17 protein-coding genes and 1 other RNA gene are annotated in these 22,490 nt (G+C 44.5%); 5 read left to right on the top strand and 13 right to left on the bottom strand.

What is annotated here, in order from left to right; all coding sequences use genetic code 11:
- Window positions 1-4 precede the first annotated feature (4 nt).
- From mfd to R7Q38_RS10330, 3 genes are all read left to right on the top strand, one after another.
- Window positions 5-3,466, top strand: a complete 3,462-nt coding sequence (gene mfd, locus R7Q38_RS10340; RefSeq protein WP_239938931.1) for a transcription-repair coupling factor — start codon at window positions 5-7, stop codon at window positions 3,464-3,466.
- Window positions 3,467-3,473: 7 nt separating this feature from the next.
- Window positions 3,474-4,247, top strand: a complete 774-nt coding sequence (locus tag R7Q38_RS10335) for a peptidoglycan binding protein CsiV (RefSeq protein ID WP_005387825.1) — start codon at window positions 3,474-3,476, stop codon at window positions 4,245-4,247.
- A gap of 160 nt (window positions 4,248-4,407) precedes the next feature.
- Window positions 4,408-4,956, top strand: a complete 549-nt coding sequence (locus tag R7Q38_RS10330) for a GNAT family N-acetyltransferase (protein ID WP_005387823.1) — start codon at window positions 4,408-4,410, stop codon at window positions 4,954-4,956.
- Window positions 4,957-5,032: 76 nt separating this feature from the next.
- Here R7Q38_RS10330 and R7Q38_RS10325 read toward each other — a convergent pair whose 3' ends face one another.
- The 7 genes from R7Q38_RS10325 to hinT all read right to left on the bottom strand — a co-directional run bounded on the left by R7Q38_RS10325 (window position 5,033) and on the right by hinT (window position 11,246).
- Window positions 5,033-6,322 (bottom strand): NAD(P)/FAD-dependent oxidoreductase, encoded by a 1,290-nt coding sequence (locus R7Q38_RS10325; RefSeq protein ID WP_005378463.1) that lies wholly within the window; start codon window positions 6,320-6,322, stop codon window positions 5,033-5,035.
- 533 nt (window positions 6,323-6,855) lie between these two features.
- On the bottom strand, window positions 6,856-7,398 hold the full coding sequence (gene ycfP, locus R7Q38_RS10320; RefSeq protein ID WP_005378464.1) for an alpha/beta hydrolase YcfP: 543 nt from the start codon (window positions 7,396-7,398) through the stop codon (window positions 6,856-6,858).
- Window positions 7,399-7,473: 75 nt separating this feature from the next.
- Complete coding sequence (thiK, locus tag R7Q38_RS10315; protein ID WP_213866963.1) at window positions 7,474-8,355, bottom strand: thiamine kinase; 882 nt, start codon at window positions 8,353-8,355, stop codon at window positions 7,474-7,476.
- Window positions 8,356-8,379: 24 nt separating this feature from the next.
- Window positions 8,380-8,970, bottom strand: a complete 591-nt coding sequence (gene lpoB / locus R7Q38_RS10310) for a penicillin-binding protein activator LpoB (protein ID WP_005378467.1) — start codon at window positions 8,968-8,970, stop codon at window positions 8,380-8,382.
- Window positions 8,971-9,036: 66 nt separating this feature from the next.
- A complete protein-coding gene (locus tag R7Q38_RS10305) occupies window positions 9,037-9,429 on the bottom strand; it encodes a YcfL family protein (RefSeq protein WP_005378469.1) in 393 nt (130 codons plus the stop codon).
- Window positions 9,429-10,826, bottom strand: a complete 1,398-nt coding sequence (locus R7Q38_RS10300) for a hypothetical protein (RefSeq protein ID WP_318114210.1) — start codon at window positions 10,824-10,826, stop codon at window positions 9,429-9,431. The genes R7Q38_RS10305 and R7Q38_RS10300 overlap by 1 nt, the downstream gene beginning before the upstream one ends.
- 69 nt (window positions 10,827-10,895) lie before the next feature.
- A complete protein-coding gene (gene hinT, locus R7Q38_RS10295; RefSeq protein ID WP_239938935.1) occupies window positions 10,896-11,246 on the bottom strand; it encodes a purine nucleoside phosphoramidase in 351 nt (116 codons plus the stop codon).
- A gap of 269 nt (window positions 11,247-11,515) precedes the next feature.
- Between hinT and R7Q38_RS10290 the strand changes: the two genes are divergently transcribed.
- Together R7Q38_RS10290 and R7Q38_RS10285 are read left to right on the top strand one after the other, a co-directional pair.
- Entirely contained in the window at window positions 11,516-13,507 is a 1,992-nt protein-coding gene (locus R7Q38_RS10290) for a methyl-accepting chemotaxis protein (protein ID WP_213909899.1), read from the top strand.
- A gap of 163 nt (window positions 13,508-13,670) precedes the next feature.
- Window positions 13,671-14,831, top strand: a complete 1,161-nt coding sequence (locus R7Q38_RS10285) for a DUF1887 family protein (RefSeq protein WP_005378476.1) — start codon at window positions 13,671-13,673, stop codon at window positions 14,829-14,831.
- Between the two features lie 157 nt (window positions 14,832-14,988).
- On the opposite strand, the gene udp is transcribed toward R7Q38_RS10285, so the two are convergent.
- From udp to R7Q38_RS10255, 6 genes are all read right to left on the bottom strand, one after another.
- Entirely contained in the window at window positions 14,989-15,747 is a 759-nt protein-coding gene (gene udp, locus R7Q38_RS10280) for a uridine phosphorylase (RefSeq protein WP_017820007.1), read from the bottom strand.
- A 314-nt stretch (window positions 15,748-16,061) separates the two neighbouring features.
- On the bottom strand, window positions 16,062-18,368 hold the full coding sequence (locus R7Q38_RS10275; protein ID WP_239939230.1) for a zinc/cadmium/mercury/lead-transporting ATPase: 2,307 nt from the start codon (window positions 18,366-18,368) through the stop codon (window positions 16,062-16,064).
- Window positions 18,369-18,540: 172 nt separating this feature from the next.
- Window positions 18,541-18,960 (bottom strand): CBS domain-containing protein, encoded by a 420-nt coding sequence (locus R7Q38_RS10270; protein ID WP_005378483.1) that lies wholly within the window; start codon window positions 18,958-18,960, stop codon window positions 18,541-18,543.
- Between the two features lie 245 nt (window positions 18,961-19,205).
- The gene (locus R7Q38_RS10265) at window positions 19,206-19,940 is read right to left on the bottom strand and encodes an RNA methyltransferase (RefSeq protein ID WP_005378485.1); all 735 of its coding nucleotides are present in this window, start codon (window positions 19,938-19,940) and stop codon (window positions 19,206-19,208) included.
- 212 nt (window positions 19,941-20,152) lie between these two features.
- Window positions 20,153-20,249, bottom strand: an RNA gene (gene ffs, locus R7Q38_RS10260) — signal recognition particle sRNA small type.
- Between the two features lie 137 nt (window positions 20,250-20,386).
- Complete coding sequence (locus R7Q38_RS10255; protein WP_017820005.1) at window positions 20,387-22,390, bottom strand: GGDEF domain-containing protein; 2,004 nt, start codon at window positions 22,388-22,390, stop codon at window positions 20,387-20,389.
- Between the last annotated feature and the right edge of the window lie 100 nt (window positions 22,391-22,490).

The raw sequence follows: 22,490 nt of genomic DNA, 5'->3' as shown, positions 1-22,490 counted from the left end.
TCCTATGACAAAAGCAACGATTCTTTCCGTCACCAACCCTTCAGAGCGTGGCGACAAAAAACAGCTAGGTAATTTGCCGGGCGCAGCTCTACCTCTAGCCATTGCAGAGCTAGCCAAGCAGCATTCGAGTCACTCGCTACTCGTTGTGCCTGACCCGCAAATCGCTTTAAAGCTTCAGGCAGAGATTGAGCAATTCACCGACCAAACGGTAAGCCTATTCCCCGACTGGGAAACGCTGCCTTACGATAACTTTTCTCCGCATCAAGAAATCATCTCTGAACGTATCGCACGCCTATACCAACTGCCAAGTCAACGTGATGGCATAACCATCGTCCCGGTCAGTACAGTATTGCAACGCCAATCGCCACGTGATTTTTTGTTGCAACACACTTTAATGGTGAAAACTGGTGATCGAATCTCGCTAAAGAAGTTACGTGTACAACTTGAAAATTCAGGCTACCGCCATGTAGATCAAGTATTTGGGCCAGGTGAATATGCAAGTCGTGGGTCTATTCTGGATCTCTTTCCTATGGGCAGCAATGACCCGTACCGCATCGACTTCTTTGATGATGAAATAGATACCATTCGCACGTTTGATCCAGAGAACCAACGCTCTATCGACGATATTCAGCAAATCCAATTGCTGCCTGCACATGAGTTCCCAACCACTAAAGAAGCGATTGAAGATTTCCGTACACGTTGGCGCACCCAGTTCGACGCACGCCGCGAGCCTGAATCAATCTACATGCAAGTGACCAAAGGCACGTGGCCCGCTGGTATTGAGTATTGGCAGCCGCTGTTTTTTGACCATACCGAGACTTTATTTGAATATTTGCCAGAAGACTCTCAAGTCATCACATATGGTGATATCGAATCTGCGGTCGATACTTTCTTAACCGATGTCGAATATCGATACGACCAGAAAAAAGTTGATCCGCTGCGTCCTCTTTTGACTCCTGAACAGCTTTGGTTGAAAAAAGACGAACTTTTCAGTCAACTAAAACAGCTCCCTATCGCTCAATTGAGCCTAGATAAAGTGGTTAAGCGTGCCGGTCGTCAAAACCTACCCGTACAATCGTTAGCCGAGCTTGGCGTTCAGCAACAAAATAAAGAGCCGCTCTCGCGCCTTCGTCAGTTTAGTGAGCAATTCAGCGGAAAAATCGTTTTCTCGGTAGAGTCAGAAGGTCGTCGTGAAGCACTAACGGAGCTGTTGCAAGGCATCAAAGTTCGGCCAGTCGTACATGGCTCACTTTACCAAGCTCTAGACTCGGGTGATCGATTCAGCTTGATCTTAGGCGCAGCAGAGCATGGTTTCATTCACGAAGAGCTGAACTTCGCTCTGATCTGTGAAAGTGATCTACTCGGTGACCGCGTTATCCAGCGACGCCGCAAAGATAAAAAAGCCGTCAACAGTGACACCGTTATTCGCCATCTTGCGGAACTAAAACCCGGTCAACCTGTGGTTCATATTGATCACGGTATTGGCCGCTACATCGGTTTACAAACACTTGAAGCCGGTGGTATGAAAACGGAATACGTCACCCTTGAGTATCAAAACGATGCCAAGCTCTACGTGCCAGTTTCATCACTGAATCTTATCAGCCGTTATTCTGGCGGCGCTGAAGAGAGTGCGCCACTGCATAAATTAGGTGGTGAAGCGTGGGCAAAAGCACGTCGTAAAGCGGCAGAAAAAGTGCGTGATGTCGCGGCAGAATTGCTGGATGTGTATGCTAAACGAGAATTAAAACCTGGCTTCAAATTTGAGCTAGATCGTGGGCAATACGCAACATTTAAAGCAACATTCCCGTTTGAAGAAACAGATGACCAAGCGATGGCCATCAATGCCGTCTTGTCAGACATGTGCCAGGCAAAAGCGATGGATCGCTTAGTGTGTGGTGACGTGGGCTTTGGTAAAACGGAAGTCGCTATGCGCGCAGCATTTGTCGCAACGGATAACAGTAAACAGGTCGCCGTACTCGTACCAACAACCTTGCTTGCTCAGCAGCATTTCGAAAACTTCCGTGACCGTTTTGCCAACTTACCAATCCGAGTTGAAGTACTGTCTCGTTTTAAATCTGCCAAAGAACAAAAAGTCATTCTGCAAGACGTTGCCGATGGTAAAGTAGACATTGTCGTTGGTACGCATAAGCTGCTTTCGAGCGACATTAAATTCAAAGATTTAGGTTTGTTGATCGTTGATGAGGAACACCGCTTCGGGGTTCGTCAAAAAGAAAAAGTCAAAGCAATGCGTGCGGATGTGGACATTCTTACCCTCACCGCAACACCAATTCCACGCACACTGAATATGGCAATGAGTGGCATGCGAGACCTGTCGATCATCGCGACACCTCCTGCACGCCGTTTAGCCATTAAAACCTTTGTTCGACAAAAAGAAGAGCCAGTGCTCCGTGAAGCGGTACTGCGTGAAATTATGCGTGGTGGTCAGGTTTACTTCCTGCACAATCAGGTTGAAACCATTGAAAAAACGGCAGAAGACTTACAGAAACTCATCCCAGAGGCACGCATTACCGTGGCTCATGGTCAAATGCGCGAGCGCGAACTTGAGCGAATCATGAATGACTTCTACCATCAGCGCTTTAATGTGTTGGTGTGTACAACCATCATCGAAACCGGTATCGACGTACCAACGGCAAATACCATAATCATGGATCGTGCGGACAATCTTGGCTTGGCGCAGTTGCATCAATTGCGTGGCCGTGTTGGACGTTCGCACCATCAGGCCTATGCTTACTTATTAACGCCACATCCAAAAGCCATGACCAAAGATGCCATCAAGCGTCTTGATGCGATTGCTTCACTGGAAGACTTAGGTGCTGGCTTTACGTTAGCAACCCACGATTTAGAAATCCGTGGTGCTGGTGAGCTGCTTGGTGATGAGCAAAGTGGGCAAATTCAATCCGTTGGTTTTACACTTTATATGGAAATGCTGGAACAAGCAGTGCAAGCATTAAAAGAAGGCAAGGAGCCATCTTTGGATGAGCTGCTTCGTGAGCAAACTGAAGTGGAAATGCGAATTCCAGCGCTCTTACCAGATGATTACATTCCGGATGTAAACACACGACTGTCGATGTACAAACGCATTGCGAGTGTCACAAGCAGTGATGAACTATCAGAGCTAAAAGTGGAACTGATTGATCGCTTTGGTCTGCTTCCAGACGCAACAAAGAACTTACTTGCCGTCTCAGAATTGAAAATTTCGGCTGGTAGTTTAAAAGCGAAAAAGATAGAAGCCCATGATAAAGGTGGATTTATCGAGTTTTACCCTGATGCTGACATAAATCCAGCGTATTTAGTTAAACTGCTGCAATCACAGCCGCAAAAATTTGCAATGGAAGGTCCAACTAAGTTCAAGTTTAGCGTACCATTGGTGGACCGACGTAAACGCATTCAGTTTGTTCAAGACTTACTGAATGATTTTAAACAGAATTTATTACCAACGAGCTAATAGTCGAATGAGAATACTGATCCCGTTATTGCTTCTATGTGTCTCAATGCCCTCTTGGGCACAGCGCCAATTTGATATTGAAGTGATCATTTTCAAGCGAGCAGTCGACGCTGAAAGCACAACAGAATCTTGGCCGAATCAACTGCCAAAAATCGATATGGAAAATGTCGGTAGCCTAGAGAGTGAATCCTACCGCCGCTCTAAAGGCGTGACACTTTTGCCAAGTTCTTCTTTCCGTCTCAACGCGCAAGAAGCGGCACTAAATAATCATGCCGGCTTTAAAGTGCTTAAACACGTAGCCTGGCGTCAAGGTGACCGAGGTAAATCTAGCGCCCCAATTTTCCGCATCGTTGGCGGGCGAGATTTCTCTGATTCTTATCAAGCAGATGGCCGCCCAATCAATGGCAATAGCAATCAAACATTTTCCAGCGACGGTTACAGTGAAGAGACGGTCAATGGTCCTTTATATGAACTAGATGGTCGATTCCAAATATACGTACAGCATTACCTCTTCGCCGAAACAACACTAGATCTGCGCGAACCAAGTGTTAGAGAGGTGCGTTTTGAACCAACCTCAACTGAGCAATTGGCGGATGATTTAGGTGAAGTAGATGGTAACGTCCAAGTCGGTAACTTGGCAGAAATATCGCCGACAGTAACCGAAGAGAAATTCCTGAAGAGTTATCGAATGGATCAAAAACGTCGTATGCGTAGCAGCGAGACTCATTACCTAGATAACCCGTTGATGGGTATGATCATTCAAGTTCGTCGGGTTCGATAAGCACGAGCGGTTCGACAAAGCGCAGCAAAGCTGCGCTTTGTTTTTATCTGCTATACCTCAGTTATTCCTAACCAACGCAGAGCAAGGAAAATAGCTGCGTTCAAGTATAAATAGACAGCTTTCAATTTACTTACACTCAACATGGAAGTCGTATTAGTTCATGAGTCCAGACTTTGAAATCATTGCGCCCCGCTTAGCGCTCAAGCTCATCCCTGCTGAAGAAGCACATTCACTACAACGATTACTTGCAGAATCCCCTTCGCTGCACCAATGGCTTGACTGGTGTGATAAAAACGTCACATTGAAAACCGCGCAGGACTTTCTGTTGGCAACCCGTCTTAACTGGGTCAAAACTGAGGCTTTTGGTTTCGGTATCTATGAGCGGCAAAGTAACACTTTGGTTGGAATGGCAGCGGTTAATGAGTTATATCATACGTTTAATATGGCGAGTATTGGTTACTGGGTTGCCGACCGCTATCAACGGCAAGGCTATGCCCAAGAAGCCGTTAAAGCCTTAGCAGAATTCTGCTTCGCAAAGCTAAGTTTAACTCGACTAGAGATTGTTTGTGACCCCGACAACGAAGCTAGCCAAGCCTTAATTGAGTCCGTCGGTGCACAAAAAGAAGCCATCGCCAGAAACCGGTTTATTTTTCAGGGTAAGCCTAAAGATGGCGTTGTGTTCTCACTTTTACCGACAGATCTAACATAAACAAAAAGCCACCGACTTGCGGTGGCTTCTGCATTTTTTAAGATACAACACATCCACACAGAGTGGATTTAAAACCTTAGTGCAGCTTAAGGTTTGGACGCAGCACGCGATTAATGCGGCCGACGAGCATCATCAGACCGGTTTTGAATACACCATGCAACGCCATTAGGTGCATGCGATACAATGAGATGTAAACGACACGAGCAATACGGCCTTCTACCATCATCGACCCTTTAGTTAGGTTCCCCATCAGACTACCAACGGTTGAGAAGCGACTTAGAGACACTAATGAACCGTGATCTTTATATACATAGTCTTTCAACTCGCGCCCGTTGATCTTCGCGACGATGTTACTAAATGCCTGGCTTGCCATTTGGTGTGCAGCTTGAGCGCGTGGCGGCACGAACGAACCGTCAGACTGGGTGCATTGTGCTAAGTCACCAATAACAAAGATGTCATCATCTCGTGTTGTCTGTAGTGTGTTTTTCACTACAAGCTGATTGATACGGTTCGTTTCTAAGCCAGCGATATCTTTAATAAAGTCTGGAGCTTTGATACCTGCAGCCCAAACCATGATTTGAGCTGGGATTTTCTCACCATCTTTTGTAGTAAGGCCATCTTTTTCAGCTTTAGTCACCATAGTGGCGGTGCGCACGTTTACGCCCAACTTCACCAACTCTTGATGAGCAGCAGAAGAAATACGTGGAGGTAACGCTGGTAAAATACGCTCACCTGCTTCAATCAGATTGACGTTCAACTTGCTAGAATCAAGATCACCGAAGCCATAAGTGCGCAGCTCTTTAACAGCATTATGTAACTCAGCTGATAGTTCAACGCCAGTTGCACCAGCACCAACAATCGCAATATCGACCGTACCGTTACCGTTTTTCGCGTGCAGCTTTAGGAACTCGTTGTTCATTTCTGTACGGAAACGGTGTGCTTGCTCAGGGCTGTCTAGGAAAATACAGTTTTCACGAACGCCAGGCGTGTTGAAGTCGTTTGATGTCGAGCCAATCGCCATCACTAGAATGTCGTATTCTAGCTCACGGCTTGGCATAAGAAGTTCACCGTGTTCGTCTTTAAGCTCACTTAAGATGATAACTTTACGTTCACGGTCGATGTCTTGAAGACTACCCATTTGGAAGTCGAAGCTGTGGTTTTTTGCATGAGCTCGGTAGCTCAGTGCATCTACTCCTTCGTCCAAAGAACCTGTAGCAACCTCATGCAATAATGGCTTCCACAAGTGGCTCGCTTTTCGATCGACTAGCGTAATTTGCGCACGGTTTTTGCGACCTAGAGTTCGACCAAGCTTAGTTGCCAACTCAAGACCACCTGCACCGCCGCCTACAACGATAATGCGTGTCACAATGATTTTCCTCTACAAAAATGAATATATGGGGTTCAGCTCGATGCATGACTCACAAACATTTGTGGCATCCATCCAACCGATGAATTCTTGGTTCTTAGAGGTGTCTCAATTACTTGGATTAAAAAACTACCACCCACTTTGATTCTTTATCTATCAATGACTTGTCAGGGTTTGGCATGTTTATCTGGTACGCATACGGCGCCAGAAGTTTTTGGGCAAGTTTATTACTCGCTCTCAATTTTTTTTGATATTTATCAAATTATTTTAGTCCGGTTCATTATATAGAGACCAACTTTGAAGGCAACCAAAATCCGTGTAACGAGTACGGATTGACTACTTTTCGACTACTCTACAACAAGGTGTTCGTGCTACATAGGAGGGAAGTAAGAAAACGGTAAGGAGAACACAATATTCAAAGCGTTAAACCAAGAAAATGTGCCTTTCAAAGAGACAGTGGCTCGGCATACTCAAGAGAAGGAATCGCAGCAAAGCAGCCGATAAAAACGCCGCTTTACTGTCTACACTCAACATTAATAAGTATTTTTAAATGCCTTTATCGCTTGTAAATGATGAGAGATTTTTTTGAACTTATGAGACTGAGTTTCATCCCAAATGATTTGATAGTGTTTTTCTAGCTCAGCTGCCGTTTTCGAATTGTCATGCACTTCATCATCTTTAGAGAGAATCACTAAGCAGTGAGCTTGATTTTTCGCTCGGAACTGATCAACACATTTTGTTGCGATATCTTCGTACTCTTCTGGGCGATCGATTCGACCAGCCATCGTTTTTTCTGGGTGCAAGTTCGGGTTGAACATCACTTGCTTGATACCGCATAGAAAACCAATTCGCTCAGACCAGTAACCACCTAAACCAACCCCGCAGATTAACGGGTTTGGGTCATCAGATTGATCGATAACTTTAGACACTTCTTTTAACAAGTGTTGCATGTCGTGCTTTGGGTGAAGGGTGCTGTAATTGATAAAACGAACGTCGTCGTCGATAAATTGCAGTTGAAGAACTTTTTCGTGGTTACCCGGGCTTGTACTGTCAAAGCCGTGTAAGTAAATAATCATGTGTACCTCTCCCTGTGTGTATCTGGTACTTTTATTAAAACTACCACTATTTCCTTACTGTTAAAGGGGAAAATATCACGAGTTCTCAAAACAGTGATCTTCCATACACAATGAGCCTTTCAACTCATACGCACTGTTTAAGTATTGTTCATCTCCCCACAATTTATAGGCAAGTAGATACCAGAGCATCGCCATCACCAAGGTTCTTGGTTGCCAAGCTTTTACACCTCTCAGCCAAAGAGACACATCTTCGACACCTCGAATTTGGCAATACTGCTTTACCGCTTCTTCCACAGGCGAATTCGCGACCTGAATAGTTAAGGTCAAATCAAGCCTAGGGTCAGCAATCCCGGCATACTCCCAATCAATGACTTTCACCCCACTCTCTCCTCGCACTAGGTTGTAACACCCCAGATCGAAGTGACATAGGGCAAGCGGAACAGGTGCAACGTTCGGTTCCGTGCGCCACTTCATGTACAAAGCCTCAAACTCCGTACCCACATACTGACCATCAAGCTCAAGCCAATAATGATCGATGCGAGAAATATATGAAAATGGAACCAAAGGAATTGCGCTTATCGGATATTGATGAATCTTCGCCGCAATGGATAATAAATAGCTTAGTGCTAAGCCTAACTCCGTCAGTGCCTCTCCTTCTATCCATTCCACCAGCAACCCTTGCTCATGAATAAAAACTGGCTTGGGGCCAATTTCCAATGAAGAGACTGCATTCAGCACTTGATATTCACTGTGACGAGAAATTGAAAAAGCCTTGCAGACATGACTGGTCGGTCGCCAGATGTATGCAAGGCCTTGAGAAGATTCCAACCGCCAACAGCGGTTGGTTAGCCCCCCGGTAACAGTTTGTACTTTTACCGGAGGCTCCGTAAAGAAGCCATCGAGAGCATTAAGACTCGGATCTAACTGTTTTGCTTGTTGCCAAGAAAACCATGCCATTGATGACTTCTCCACCCTGTTCGATTAAAGACCGAATAGGCTCTTAGATTGCGCTTTACGAATTTCAGTTTCATCCGCCCACTCAATCAAACCTGTTTCTAGGTCCATTAGGCGCATGGTCATCTTGTAGTATACATCTTTATCGCTACCTGCATTTTTCACAATGCTAGATAGGTTGCCGTAAAGCATGTATTGAGCACCAACCATTTTACCAAATTGGATCGCTGTGCTTTGGTTAACAAGCTCATCCGTGTTTTGGAAGTTAAGTTGTTCACGCACAGACTCAACACGATCCATATCAACAAAGCGGAACTTACCTGAGTTCAACATCTTAGTAGAGATCGTGTCAGTAATGGATTCAGTGTCAATATGTTCACTGGTTTTGTTCTTAATTCGCTCAACAAAAACGATAGGACGTTGGTCACGAGTAATTGCTGCTACAGAGCCCGACATCATCATGCTATCCACCATTTCAGCCGCGATTTTTTGTAAATCTGTTGAGCCAAAATCGATAGTCGTGGTTTCTGTTGCTTGCGCATCGCCGTAAGAGACTTTGTTAGAACAGCCACCTAAAATGACGGCAAGACCTAAAAGAGCAATAATACTTTTTTTCATGAGAGTTCCTTAGTTTTTCAATACCAGCGCATCGTTAGCGCGGCAGCTTCGGCAGAGCCGTTAAGATTAATCGTCTTGTGCTTCTCTAATTTGCACACGGAATTTTGTGCCATTTGGATTCACAGTAACTTCAGATAACGTGACTTGCTCAAATCCTCGCACAATCATTTTTCGCCACGGACCAGGTTTGGTATTCACTTCTAAACCATTGTTGTCATACCAATAAAATCGGTAAAGAATGTGCTGATCACCTTTGTAATTGCTACTCAGCTGCACGACTCCTCGTGGGCGATCATCAACGTAAGTGGTGGTGATGTTGTCAACTAATAAGCGACTACCTAAAACGTTATCATTAAAGAATACTTTTTGCGTTTGGCCATCAATTCGAATACCAGCCGTGTTTTCGGCGCATCCAACTAAACCAATAGCCATTGCTAAACAAACAAGCCATGCTTTCATTACAGTCTCCCTAGCTGTTTATGCCACACGGTTGAGTGTGCTCCCTGACGAGATACCCATACCAATGTAGTCTGCTGTGCAGGCACTTCAAACTGATAGGTTTGATCACCCAAGTTTAAACTTTGTGTTCCCGGTTTCACGATTTTTGAAGCCGTTTTCACTTGCGCTGGCAACGTTTGCCAACTTCTCGTATCTGGCTGTTCGGTCAATGTATTCCATACGTTGAAAAGTATGTTGCCCACATCATCGCCTTTTTTCGCCGCCTCTTTTCGGATTCGATCTTTTGCCCAAACACGAAGAGCTTGACGGATCACTATTGTAGTAAGACGTTCATTAAGATCGTTTTGCGCCATCGCATTAACATCAACCAGCGTACTGGAAGATAATACCTGACCATTTAAAACAACATCGCTAAAACGTTGAGCACCTCGGTTCTGATAATAAGGAAGCGCCAACGAATAAATCGCGCCATTATCGCGACTGTCGTAAATTGGTAAATCAATACGCCACCCTTTCATCGCCTCAACAACACCCTGCTCATCAATAACGATGACTCGCCCTTGTGACTGAGTTAATCCAGAAGGTGCTTTACCATACCGCTTCTCTAGCATGCGCAAGTCTTCACGCATGCCCAGCTTCTTAGCAGCGTATAAGGTGCTTTCCACAACTTGCTTGTTGTCTGGCATTACAGCGAGTGCTCGTCGGTAATCAACATAAGCACTGTTTAAGTCTCGCGACGCTTCATATAACAAGCCAGAAAGATAGAACAGATAACCATTTTGTACCGCGCTTAGTTTTTTACCAGCATCAGGGTAGTTCGCTAACACACTGCCTAAATTGGCAGACATGCCTTGCTTGTTAAGGTCTTTCTCTGCTGCTTTTAGCTCTTTTTCACGCGCCTTTCTTGCTGCTTCCTGAACTTGATTAGCTCGACGCACTTCAACTAGTGCCCCTTCTAAATCGTTTTTCTGTAAGTAATTTAGTCCTAGATACAGGTGCAAAAAGCCAAGTTCGTAATCGGCGGGATGATAGTCTTGGAGATTGTCGTTCACTGCGAGAGAGCCGACGCTCGTTGCCGTGCCTGACACAGATATCGTCGCTCGATCTTGTTGAACACGTACGGCACGATCGCTGCTTTCTAGCGCATTCAAACTTGTCGGGTAATCTTCAGCAAGAAAAGAGATACGACCTTTTTCAAAATTGCCAAGTATCTCGCCACCCACTTCACTTGATTGAAGTTGTTTTGCTTTGGCATATTCCCCTGCAACAACGGCTTGATAAACTTCTTGATTCTGGTTGCTGTAATGACTAAACAGATTGCCCGCAGATAAATTCGCGCAGCCAGAGGCCATTAAAGCCCAGCTCATCAGCCCTAACAGCTTTACACCTAGTTTCACATTTATCTCCACAAATGTGTCATTCGACAGGAAAAAGAAGTGGGTGAATCACCACCCACTTTTAAAAGCTTAGCTCAATACCATTGGACCTAGAGGGCGGCCGCCTAGTAGGTGCATGTGAATATGGTAAACCTCTTGGCCACCATGTGGATTACAATTAACGATCAGGCGATAGCCGTCTTCAGCAATACCTTCTTCTTTCGCTAACTTTCTAGCAACAGTGAACAAACGCCCCATTATTGCTTCATCTTCAGCTTCTACATCATTCGTTGTTGGGATCAGTTTATTCGGAATAATGAGAATATGGCTTGGTGTGCGAGGGTTAATGTCGCGAAACGCAGTCACCAAATCATCTTGATAAAGGATATCGGCAGGGATTTCCTTGCGAATAATTTTACTAAAGATCGTTTCTTCCGCCATGAGGACTCCATTTTATAAACGTAATTAGACCCCAATTAGTATGCGCCAACCAAAAGCGGAGCTCAATAAAAACAGTGTTCACTTAACATTATTAATCAAATGCTAATTAACGAAGCTTTTTTTGTCGTGTGCGTCATAAAATGCGCATCACAAACTGAATACAATCCAATGAATTTTGTTACTTTTTTAAGACAATTATTATTTTTATACCCAAGTAAATTCAAAAATACTTGGGTAGCTTGTCTATTTTTGGGAGAGGAAGCTCACTTATGCGAGGTTCAGTTATTAAAAGGATGTATGCCGGCTTTGCACTGATCATCATCCTATTTGCCGTCACAATTGCCATTATGATGGGAGGAATGAGTGATATTCACGGAAAATTTGGCACGGTTTCTAAATCATCCCTACCGTTGGTATCGTTATCTAATCAAACCAGTGTTGAGCTGCTTTCTGCCGACAAATCATTTAAAGACTTCCTGACGACAGAGAATAAACAACGCATGGATGAAATGCGTCAGGAATTTGCTAGATCTCAACAGCGCTTCGAATCCACATTGGCTCAACTGAAAACCGCAAGCCAAACCTACCCTTCTCTTGCCGAACCGTTTTCACAGTTAAAAACGTTAGAGCAGAGCTATTTTACAGAAGCTCTAGAGGCCATGGACAACTACGAAGCAATGTTCGCGGCTCAAGAAGAAGTGCAAAAATCCTCACGCCGCTTCCAAAAACTGAATACCGAACTGTCGGTTGGTCTTAAAGAATATGTGGCAGATCAAACCAGCATTTCTGTCAAAGTCATGGCAAAGAGCTACTTTATCAAGTTAAAAGATGCCGAAGTGATTACTTCTGATGCTCTCGCCAGTTCCAACCCTGAGTTTGTTACGCAAGCCGTGGCTAAAAACCGCAAAGCAGTAACGCACTTGAATTACGCATTCCGCGGGTTGGTGACTCAGCTTCCTGAGCTAGAAAAAGCATTTGGCGAATCTGTAGAGCAATTTACTCGTGACGTCGGTATGCGTGGCGGTGTGCTAGACCAACATAATAATTACCTCAATGCTCGCGCCGCTTTGTATAACAATATCGCCAACCTAGCAAATAAAGTGGATTCAACCATGGCGATTCTTGAGCAATTTACGACAACCGCAACAGATAAGCTCAATGAATCATTGGCAGATGCAGGTGACATATATTCGGCGGGTGTAACGAAAGCCATCATCATTGGCGTTATTGTCGTTTTACTCGCGACAGCGATTGGCTACCACATCGCACAAAGCGTTCGCGAGCCGTTGACTCGTATTCTAAAAGTGTTAGAAGGCCTGACTGAAGGTGATATGACACAGCGTATCGACATTCGCTATAACAACGAATTCAGCCGTGTGAGTGGACACATTAACTCACTCGCCGACAACCTTCACGAGATCTTGGTGAAACTCAACGAAGCGTCAGAAAACCTATCGTCAACCGCGACAACCAACGAACGCACCTCTTCGCAAGCACAAATTAAATTGAGCTCTCAACGCGAACAAACGGCAAACGTCGCTACCGCGATGACAGAAATGTCTCATTCAGTGCAGGAAGTCGCGCAAAGTGCGCAAGGCTCGCTAGAAATGGTGCAACGCGTCGAATCTGCCTCTGAAGAAGGCAGAAATGTTATGAGCAGTAACATCTCAACCATTAATCAACTAGAAACACGTTTGAACGAATCGGTCTCCGCAGTTTCTGAGCTACAAAAAATGAGTGGTCAAATTGGGTCTATCCTTGATGTGATCCGCAACATTGCGGAGCAAACCAACCTACTGGCATTGAACGCGGCAATTGAAGCGGCTCGCGCTGGTGAACAAGGTCGCGGCTTCGCGGTAGTGGCAGATGAAGTACGAGTACTCGCATCAAGAACGACTCAATCAACCACTGAAATTGAATCCATGATCAGTAATCTGCAATCTAGCTCGCAATCGGCGAACCAAGTCATACAAAGCTGTATGAGCGATATGGAGATGTCGGTTGAGCAAGCGTCAAAAGCGAACAGCTCAATGGAAGAGATCCAGGCGCTAATCATTGAGATCAGCCAAATGAGTACGCACATTTCACAAGCAGCAGCAGAGCAAAGTGAAACATCAACAGACATTGCTCGCAGTATTGAAGATATCAACAGCATCGCCGATGAAAGTTTCCAAGCCATGTCGAGTATCGCACAAACCAGTGAATCACTGACCCACTTGGCTCATCAGCAAAATGAATTGGTCCACCGCTTTAAGTTATAAATACTTTATAATTAAGAGTATTAATTAGTGCAATCAACTGTATAAGGGCGACTTTTTGTTAAGTCGCCCTTGTTTTTTGTCGGCCATGTCTACATATGATTAATAAGGCCAGCTCATCCCCTTGCACAACTCTTTTCGAGCGGCCTCATAAAAAGGAAAATCTATGGCTGTTCATGTTGGTATTATCGACCAAGACCCAGTGAGATTGGTCACTCCTCTATTAGATAATCGTACGCTAAGCACACATATCGTCTTCATCGGAGACAAGAGCCAGTTAGATATATTTGACCGACTGAGTGCCGTTTTAGATCAACGAGAAATTACTTCTGAATTTTTTGAAATTCCATCCGCTGTTAATACATCTCTGATCAAACAAGCAATTCAAAAACTGGCAAAAGATCTCCATGAACGCGGCGAAGATGTAAAATTGAACGCGAGCTGTGGTCTTCGTCATCGCTTGTTGTCGGTGTACGAAGTTTTCCGTACCTATCGCTGGCCAATTTTTGTGGTTGAGCCTAGTAGCGATAAGCTTTGTTGGTTATACCCTGATGGCAAAGAAGATACCCAAGTCGAAGATCACATTACGATTGCAGATTACCTCACTATCTTTGGTGCACGCGGCGAGTTTCACCACGTTGATTTACCACCTCTTCTTGATAAAAAATTGTATGAACTTGGTGAACGATGGGCCTCAAATGCGCTTGAGCTTGGGCCAGGTCTAGCAACACTTAACTACCTTGCAACCACATGCCGCAAAGAACAAAAGCTTGATGTCGAGCTCTCCGAAAAACAGCAGGGCTACCGTGAGCTCAACATGTTGCTTTCAGATTTAGTAGAAGCAGAAATCGCCACCTATGAGAATGGCGTTTTAACGTTTGCAGATGAAGATGCTCGACGCTTTTCAAACGGTGAGTGGTTAGAAACTTTGGTTCACAGCACCGTGAAGCAAATCCAAGACACCATGCCGACGATCCAAGATCGATCGTTAAATGTTCAGGTTTATCGCAAACTTGGTGAAAGTGAAGTACGCAATGAGTTAGATGTCGCAACAGTTGTAAACAACAAGCTGCACATCATCGAGTGCAAAACCAAAGGCATGAGAGATGACGGCGACGATACTTTATATAAGTTAGAATCGCTTCGCGATCTATTAGGTGGCTTACAAGCGCGCGCAATGTTGGTGAGCTTCCGTCCTCTTCGTCACAATGACATTACTCGTGCTGAAGACTTAGGGCTAGCCCTGATTGGCCCTGATGAGCTTAAAGATTTAAGAACGCACTTAACGGCTTGGTTTAAAGACGCGGGCGGTTCAGACGAGATCTAGTGCCATTAAGAAAAGCTAAAATTCACAACGATAAAAAGCAGCATTAATGCTGCTTTTTTTTATACCTAAACTTTAGCTGTACGCATTTCTATAAGTAGAAAAAAACCAGAGGTTAGCCTCTGGTTTTTCTGTTTGTTTAAATGCCAACTATAGCGGCTTAAAGCATTTTACGCGCTGCTTCTACAACCACTTTAATTGAACGCGCTTCCGTTTCTTTCAGAGTTGAATGATCTGGAATCTCTTTTTGTGTACGGTTGATGATAACACCAGCCACACAACCCGCTTTTAAACCAGAGCTCGCACACATTGTTAGCAGTGTTGCAGACTCCATCTCGAAGTTAAGTACGCCCATGTCTTGCCATTCTTGCATAGAGCCTTGGAAACGCTTAACAACACGACCAGAGAACGTATCGTAACGTTCTTGACCAGGGTAGAACGTGTCGCTTGATGCAGTCACACCCATGTGAACCGTAGCGCCAGACTCTTCTACCGCTGCTTTCATTGCGGTTGCTACTTCAAAGTCAGCAACTGCTGGGAATTCCATAGGAGCAAAGTGTAGGCTCGCACCGTCAAGACGAACTGACCCCGTCGTTACGATCATGTCACCCACGTTTACATGCGGTTGAATTGCACCCGTTGTACCAACACGTAGGAAAGTGCGAACACCAAGCTGTGCCAATTCCTCAACTGCGATAGAGGTAGAAGGACCACCAATACCTGTAGAACAAACCACAACAGGTTTACCGTCTAGCTCTGCACGGTATAGCGTGTATTCACGATGGCTTGCTAGAAATACTGGATTTTCCATTTGTTCTGCGATTTTTTGAACACGCGCTGGGTCACCAGGAATGATCGCTAGAGTCGCACCATTAAGATCAGCTTCAGTAATACCTAAATGGAATACAGCTTGAGACATAAGTCGCTCCTTATTGTGGCTTATTTTATGAACAATAAGCTCATTAATCAGTTATTGGGTACAGATGCACTGTAGCGAACCTTTCACCAACATAGAGTGATCATAATCACAATGACAAAATGTAATGAAAATGAAATTTCAAACAAAACTGGTATTGATCACACTTTAAGGGGCATTAGATCATTTTGTTGCATAGCAATGCGTGATTTCAAGGACGAGAAAAACGTCTGATCGCATCAGGTGAATACGGTTAAAAAAAGCCCGATACACGAATGCCTCGGGCTATTAATGAGTGGGATCAATGGTTAGGTCAGTTATTTAATCTGCTTGGACTCAAAACGAAGTAATCTCAACGCATTCAATGTCACCAGTGCTGTTGCACCACTGTCGGCTAATACAGCAACCCACAACCCAGTAACACCAAGTAAACTTGTCACTAAGAATACACCTTTCAAACCTAGCGCTAACGCGACATTCTGACGAATGTTACTTAGCGTCGCACGCGACAGTTCTATCATGGCAGGTAGCTCAATCAAACGGTTGTGTGTTAACGCCGCATCAGCTGTCTCGAGCGCAACATCCGTACCGCCTCCCATCGCAATACCAATGCTCGAAGCTTTCATGGCTGGAGCATCATTGATACCGTCTCCCACCATCGCAACGGTATGTTGTTGTGATAGCTTCTCGACGTAATGCACCTTGTCTGCAGGTAACAAACTCGCTTTATAATCCAAGCCTATTCTATTTGCCATTGCTTCTCCACTTCTCGGGTTGTCACCCGTTAGCATCACCGACGTGACCCCAAGTTCCTTCAACATTGCGATGGCTTGCTGAGCATCTGAGCGCAATGTATCTTGCCATGCGATCACGCCAATGACCTCGTCATCGAAACGCACAATGACAACCGTTTTACCTTGTTGTTCCAACGTAACCACTTGCTCTTTGGCTTCTTGAGAAAGTGGAAAGTCTGCCTTTGAAGGCGTGACCACTTGGACCATTTTTCCATCGACGTAACCAGTGACACCAGAGCCTACTTGCGCGGTTTTATCCAACGCTTCAGGAATAGTAAGCCCCTGCTCTTGCACTTTGGTAACTAAAGAAACTGCTAGAGGATGACTTGAGCCAACCTCGATTGACGCAGTTAGGCTAAGTAACTTGTCTTCATCCATATCAAAAGCAAAGACGTCGGTCACTTCTGGTTTACCTTGCGTCAGTGTCCCAGTTTTATCAAATGCGACAGACTCAACCTTGCCAAGCAACTCAAGCGCCGCTCCACCTTTGATCAATGCGCCCCGCTTAGCAGCTGCCGCCAAGCCAGAAGTGATCGCCGCAGGCGTTGAAATTACTAATGCACATGGACAAGCAATCAACAGCAGGGCAAGTCCTCGATAGATCCACGTTTCCCACGGTTGGGCAAATAGTAATGGCGGCGTAACGATAACCACCAGAGACACCAACATCATTAGTGGCGTATACCAACGGCTAAATTTATCAAGAAAGCGTTCTAATGGTGCCTTACGGGATTCTGCTTCTTCAATCAAATGAAGAATTCGGTCTATCGCATTCTCGCCCTGACGGGAAGTCACCTGTAAGCGAACCACTTTATCGACAACCACAGCCCCGGCCATCACTTTGCCACCGGTTTGATGCTCAACGGGAACAGATTCTCCCGTTAACGCACTTTCGTCAAAACTCGCAAGCGCATCTTGCAAAACACCGTCGGCAGGCAAACGACCTCCGGGTGCGACTTCTATGATATCCCCTGGTTTAAGCTGAGCAGCTGGTACTTCTTTACGTTCACCATCAATTATTAAAATTGAACTTTCTGGGACTAAGTCCATTAACGCCTGGACACCGCTTCGCGCGCGAGATGATGCATATGCTTCTAACTTTTCACCAATAAGGAAAAGCAATAACACCATTGCGGCTTCGGCGGTTTCACCTAAATATAAAGCGCCGAGCGCCGCTACACTCATTAACGTTTCAATCGCAAAAGGCGTACCGCTACGCGCCAACTTAAATGCTTTGAGCGCGATTGGGTATAAACCAAGTAAACACGTCAAAGTGAATAACCAAGCGCTTATTTGAGGGTCGATCTTAGAAATTACTGCCGCAGTAGCCATTGCACCAGCAATCGAGAGAATTTGGATGTTGTCTCTTATGACGCCAAGCCAGCCTTTCTTTGTAGTGCTTGGTTTTGGAGCATCAAGTGAAGAGAGCGGGAAACCCGTTTTTTGGGCTGTCTGCTCTATCGTAGCTATCAGCTCTAGACCATCAAAATCGACGACCAGTTTTTCTGTTGCAAACAAAACCTTGGCTTGGCTGACGCCTTGTAAAGACGTAATGGCTTTCTCAAGCTTTTGCGCACAAGATGGGCAATCCATACCTGACACAAGCCAAGCGTTCCGAACGGAGGAATTACTCTCCCTTGTGGGATCGTCTTCCTCGCCTGTGTCAACGCTGCAGCCTCCTCCACTACAGCAAGAGCTTTCAGAAACATCAACACTGGCCTGAGAGATATTGAGCGAAGATTTTACTGGCGCACAGCATGACTCGCTTGCACCAAGCGGCACCGCAGTTTTGATTTTGCTAGATTGGCAACCTTGATGTTTTGTACACATAATTTTTTCCTTATTGGTATCGGTGATTTACCTATTGCTAAGGATAAACCTTAGAGTAAGCTCCAAGGTCAAGATAAATTTGTACAGTTCGGCGATAGAAAATAAAAAAGACGCCGAAGCGTCTTTCCAAACCAGTTTAAAAGCAATATTCCGTAAAGTTTAAACAGAGAGGTTAAACGGGATGCTTAAAACACTCATTTAATGTCATTCCTATGGCACGCAGCACGTCTCTTCTTGTGATAACACCAACCAACTTACCTTTGCCATCCACCACTGGATACATTTTCGGCTTTCCAACTTTCATCATGTCAGCCAGTTCAATTACTGACATTTCTGGAGAAACAGATAAGACATCATCATGCATACACTCTTGTACCGTATGTGTATCTTGGCAGTGATAACTTGCTTTCACCAACTTATCTAATAAGTCTTGCTCCGATAAAAACCCAACCACTTTTTCATTTTCATCAATGACAGGGCCACCTAGTGTGACACTTTGCATTACTTTGTTTAAAGCTGCCGAAAGTGACATATCTTTCGTGAAAGTCACCGCTTGCAACGTCATGTAATCTTTTACTTTTAATGAATGCATTCTTATCTCCTTAAGGGCATTTTATTGCGGCCTTTAGATAAGTGTCGCCTAATTTCCTGATTTTACTAAATGGAAAGGAGTAATTTTATTTATAGGCACAGCCTATTGAACTAAAACAAAATTAACTCACCGAACAACATTCACTGTATTTTGTTAAACGCAAGATTCAGCCAGGCTGATTTTTCTAGGCAAAATACAACAAAGCCAGTCAAATAGACTGGCTTTGTTATTAAGTAATTGTTGCATTAGCTATGTTGGCGGCGCATGTTGTCTAAAATAATGCCAGTCGCCATCGCGACATTCAGTGATTCGGCACCGCCAAACGCCGGAATCGTGATCTTATCTGTCACGAATTTTGCTGCGGCTTCGCGCACACCATGAGATTCGCTGCCCATCAACAAAATACCTTCAGCAGCGAAATCCGTTTTATGAACGCTCTCTCCTTCCAAAAACGCGCCATATACTGGCAATTTGGCGTGTTCCAAGTAACTTGGCAAATCCACCAAACTCACTTGTACGCGGCCAAAGCTGCCCATGGTCGCACTGATCGTTTTAGGATTATAAGGATCAGCACAATCTGTACTCGCAATAATGTGCTTGATGCCATACCAGTCTGCAACACGAATAATCGTACCTAGATTACCAGGGTCGGATACACCATCTAGCGCAATCATCAAGCCTTTCGCTTGAGGCTCTTTTACACTCGGAATTTCAACCACAGCAATGGCCGCATTATTGCTCACAAGCGTGCTCGCTTTGGTCAATTCATCAAGCGATGCTTCAACACAATCAAAACGATTTAGCGTACCAGCATTTTGTTCGAGAAATGCCGCTGTTGCAAAAACCTGCTTCACCTTCAATGAACTACTTGCTAGCTCTAGTACGTTCTTTTCACCCTGAACTAGGAATAAGCCATGCGCTTTACGCTGTTTCTTTTGACCTAAAGCACGAAGCAGTTTTAATTGGTTTTTTGAAATCATTAAAGTATCCCAGGTGAAAATGGTTATTCGGCGAGTGTACCCTAAACAATCTTCACGAAAGTTCGGTATCGAGCGGATGAGATTATAAATTATACCTAAATAACCTCAAGAAGCTTGATCATCAGAAGACGTTGAACACCAAGCGTAGCCAAAATAAAAGAAGGCTCAAAAACGAAAAAAGCCCTGCGATAACGCAGGGCTTTCAAAGGGTGGGACCCCAGCCACATCCCGGCACACAAGTCACACGCTGCGGCTGCTTCCTTCCGGACCTGACCGAGTTCACGAGCTATTGTTGCGAGAGGACCAGAGCCCCATAATTCTTTTCGAGAGGTCTTGCCTCAATCGATGGGGCGATTATTCAGTATCAGCTCTCATAATGCAAGAGCAAAAACCTTGAATTTCATCATTTCATTACCGTTTGAACAAAACTCGATCAATTCATTCCTTTATGATGAAACCGTGCAGTCACGATAAGAGGAGTCGTGCCGTGAGGACTGCTTACTCATGTACATGTCTTCATCAGCCAAATGCATCGCTTGCTCTAAGCTCATGTGCCGTTCCCTTTTTGCAGAGAAACCAATAGAGATACTTATAGACTCCAAATCACTACATAATTTGCCTTTCACGTCGATTCTACTGAGCTCTCTCATTGCTCTAGTTAACTCGGCTTGCGTTGGATAACCCAGCAATATGAACTCATCCCCTCCAATTCGATAACATCTTCCCGACCAGACATAATGAATTTTTAGTGCCAGTAGTTGTAAAACTTCGTCCCCAGCGCGATGCCCATAAGTGTCATTGATTCGTTTGAAATGATTAATGTCTAAGTAAAGTATGGATAGATCTTTGTTTACTCCTTTTCGATACTTTACTTGCAACGCACGACGATTCCTTAACCCTGTTAAGTTGTCAGTGTTCGATTGACGGTAAAGATAAAGCGAAACACAAATAGCAAACAATAATACAAAGATAAACACAGCTTGTGTTTGCGTCGCTAATCGAATCTCATATTCAAGTGCGGTACGCCAATCTGGGCGTACATCGTACTGAGCAATGATCTTATCAACTTCTAACATCGCTATCGCTCGACTGAAGAAAGGCGCAAGCATGGCTCCTTTTTCATTCGCGACCAATCCAACAGAGAGTTGAGACTCATAAAACTCGCCAATAGCGGTATCCTGCTCTATCGGAACCAGTTCACTGAGACGTAAAAAATGATTGAGCATCGCCGTATCCATCGGAATGTAATCGACTTCTTCATTTAATAGCCCCTGAATGAGTTCTTGTTGGGTACGATAACGTTTGAGTTCTTTTAGCGGTAACAGTTGCGTCATCATTTGATCGAAAAAGTCATCCTTAACTACGCCAATCCGCTCAGATATCAACTGTGAAACATGAGAGTATGTGCTCGGTTTGTAACCTAAACGCTTGACCATCACCGATGCTGGCGCGTAATGGGACTTTGGAAAGTAGCTAAATGCGCGCCGCTCACGGCTGACCGTTAACGGCGCCAAAATTTCGAAATTACCTTGGATAAACTCATGGTACATAGAACCCCAGCTTTCACCAGGCTCACTAATGATCAAGCAGTTTAAAGCCAAGATCTCACAACTTCTCAGGACTACATCAGCCGTCATCCCTTCGACACTACCATCTGCGTTGTATACAACATATGGAAAGATAGATTCGAGCTTAATCCGTATTGGTTCATTAAAATCAAGGGGTAATAAACGAATAGAATCACGCAACGCTGCTCGCCTTAATTCAAATTGATACTGGGAAATTTCTTCGCGAAGCTGCTTTTGCACCGCTTCCCCGTGAATAAACGTAGCGAACGTGTCCAACTCCTCAAGATGATGATCTTTTTTACTGATGATGGATACGGGCTTTATCGAAATCTGATCATTGAGCATCTTGGCGTCAAACCCCTCCATCAGCATCGGCTTGAGCTGGTTAATGGCATCGACAACGCCGTCCACAGCACCTGAACGTAGCAGTGTTACTGCTTGTTCATGACCTTGATAAGAGATCTGTTCTAGCTCAGGGTAGTGTTGTTTAAGTAATTGGGCATAAACTGTATCTTTGGGGATGCCAACACGCGAAATGTCACTCAACGTCGAATCTTTTAAACCAAAGAGGTAGGTATATTCGATATTTGTTGGGCGGGAATAACTAAAACGTTGAGCACGTTCTTGTGTGTAAGTGATATTCGCAGCAAAGTCCGCTTCCCCATTCGCTACTGAATTTAGAATGGCATCAAAGCTGGAGTAGTTCACGTATTGAACGGTAAAGCCAAACTCCTTTGAAGCAGCATTGAAAAGAACACGAGTGACGACATCATCCGCTTCAGTCGCGACTTTATAATGAGCAATTAAAGGGGCTTCGGCTTTTACATTCAAACTCAAGAGGCAACATGCAAAAAGCAACAGTGTTCGAGCAAAAGTTGTCATGACAAACTTATCTTAAATCAACCACTTATATTGTGGTTATTATTATTGGAAGTGTAGTAAATATGAAATGAAGAACATATACTAATCTCCATTTTGTTCC

The sequence above is a fragment of the Vibrio sp. Vb0598 genome (assembly GCF_033338935.1).
In the GTDB taxonomy this organism is placed as follows: Bacteria; Pseudomonadota; Gammaproteobacteria; order Enterobacterales; family Vibrionaceae; genus Vibrio; species Vibrio alginolyticus.
The sequence above is the reverse complement of the archived record's forward strand: the minus strand, read 5'-3'. Positions and strand labels throughout refer to the sequence as shown.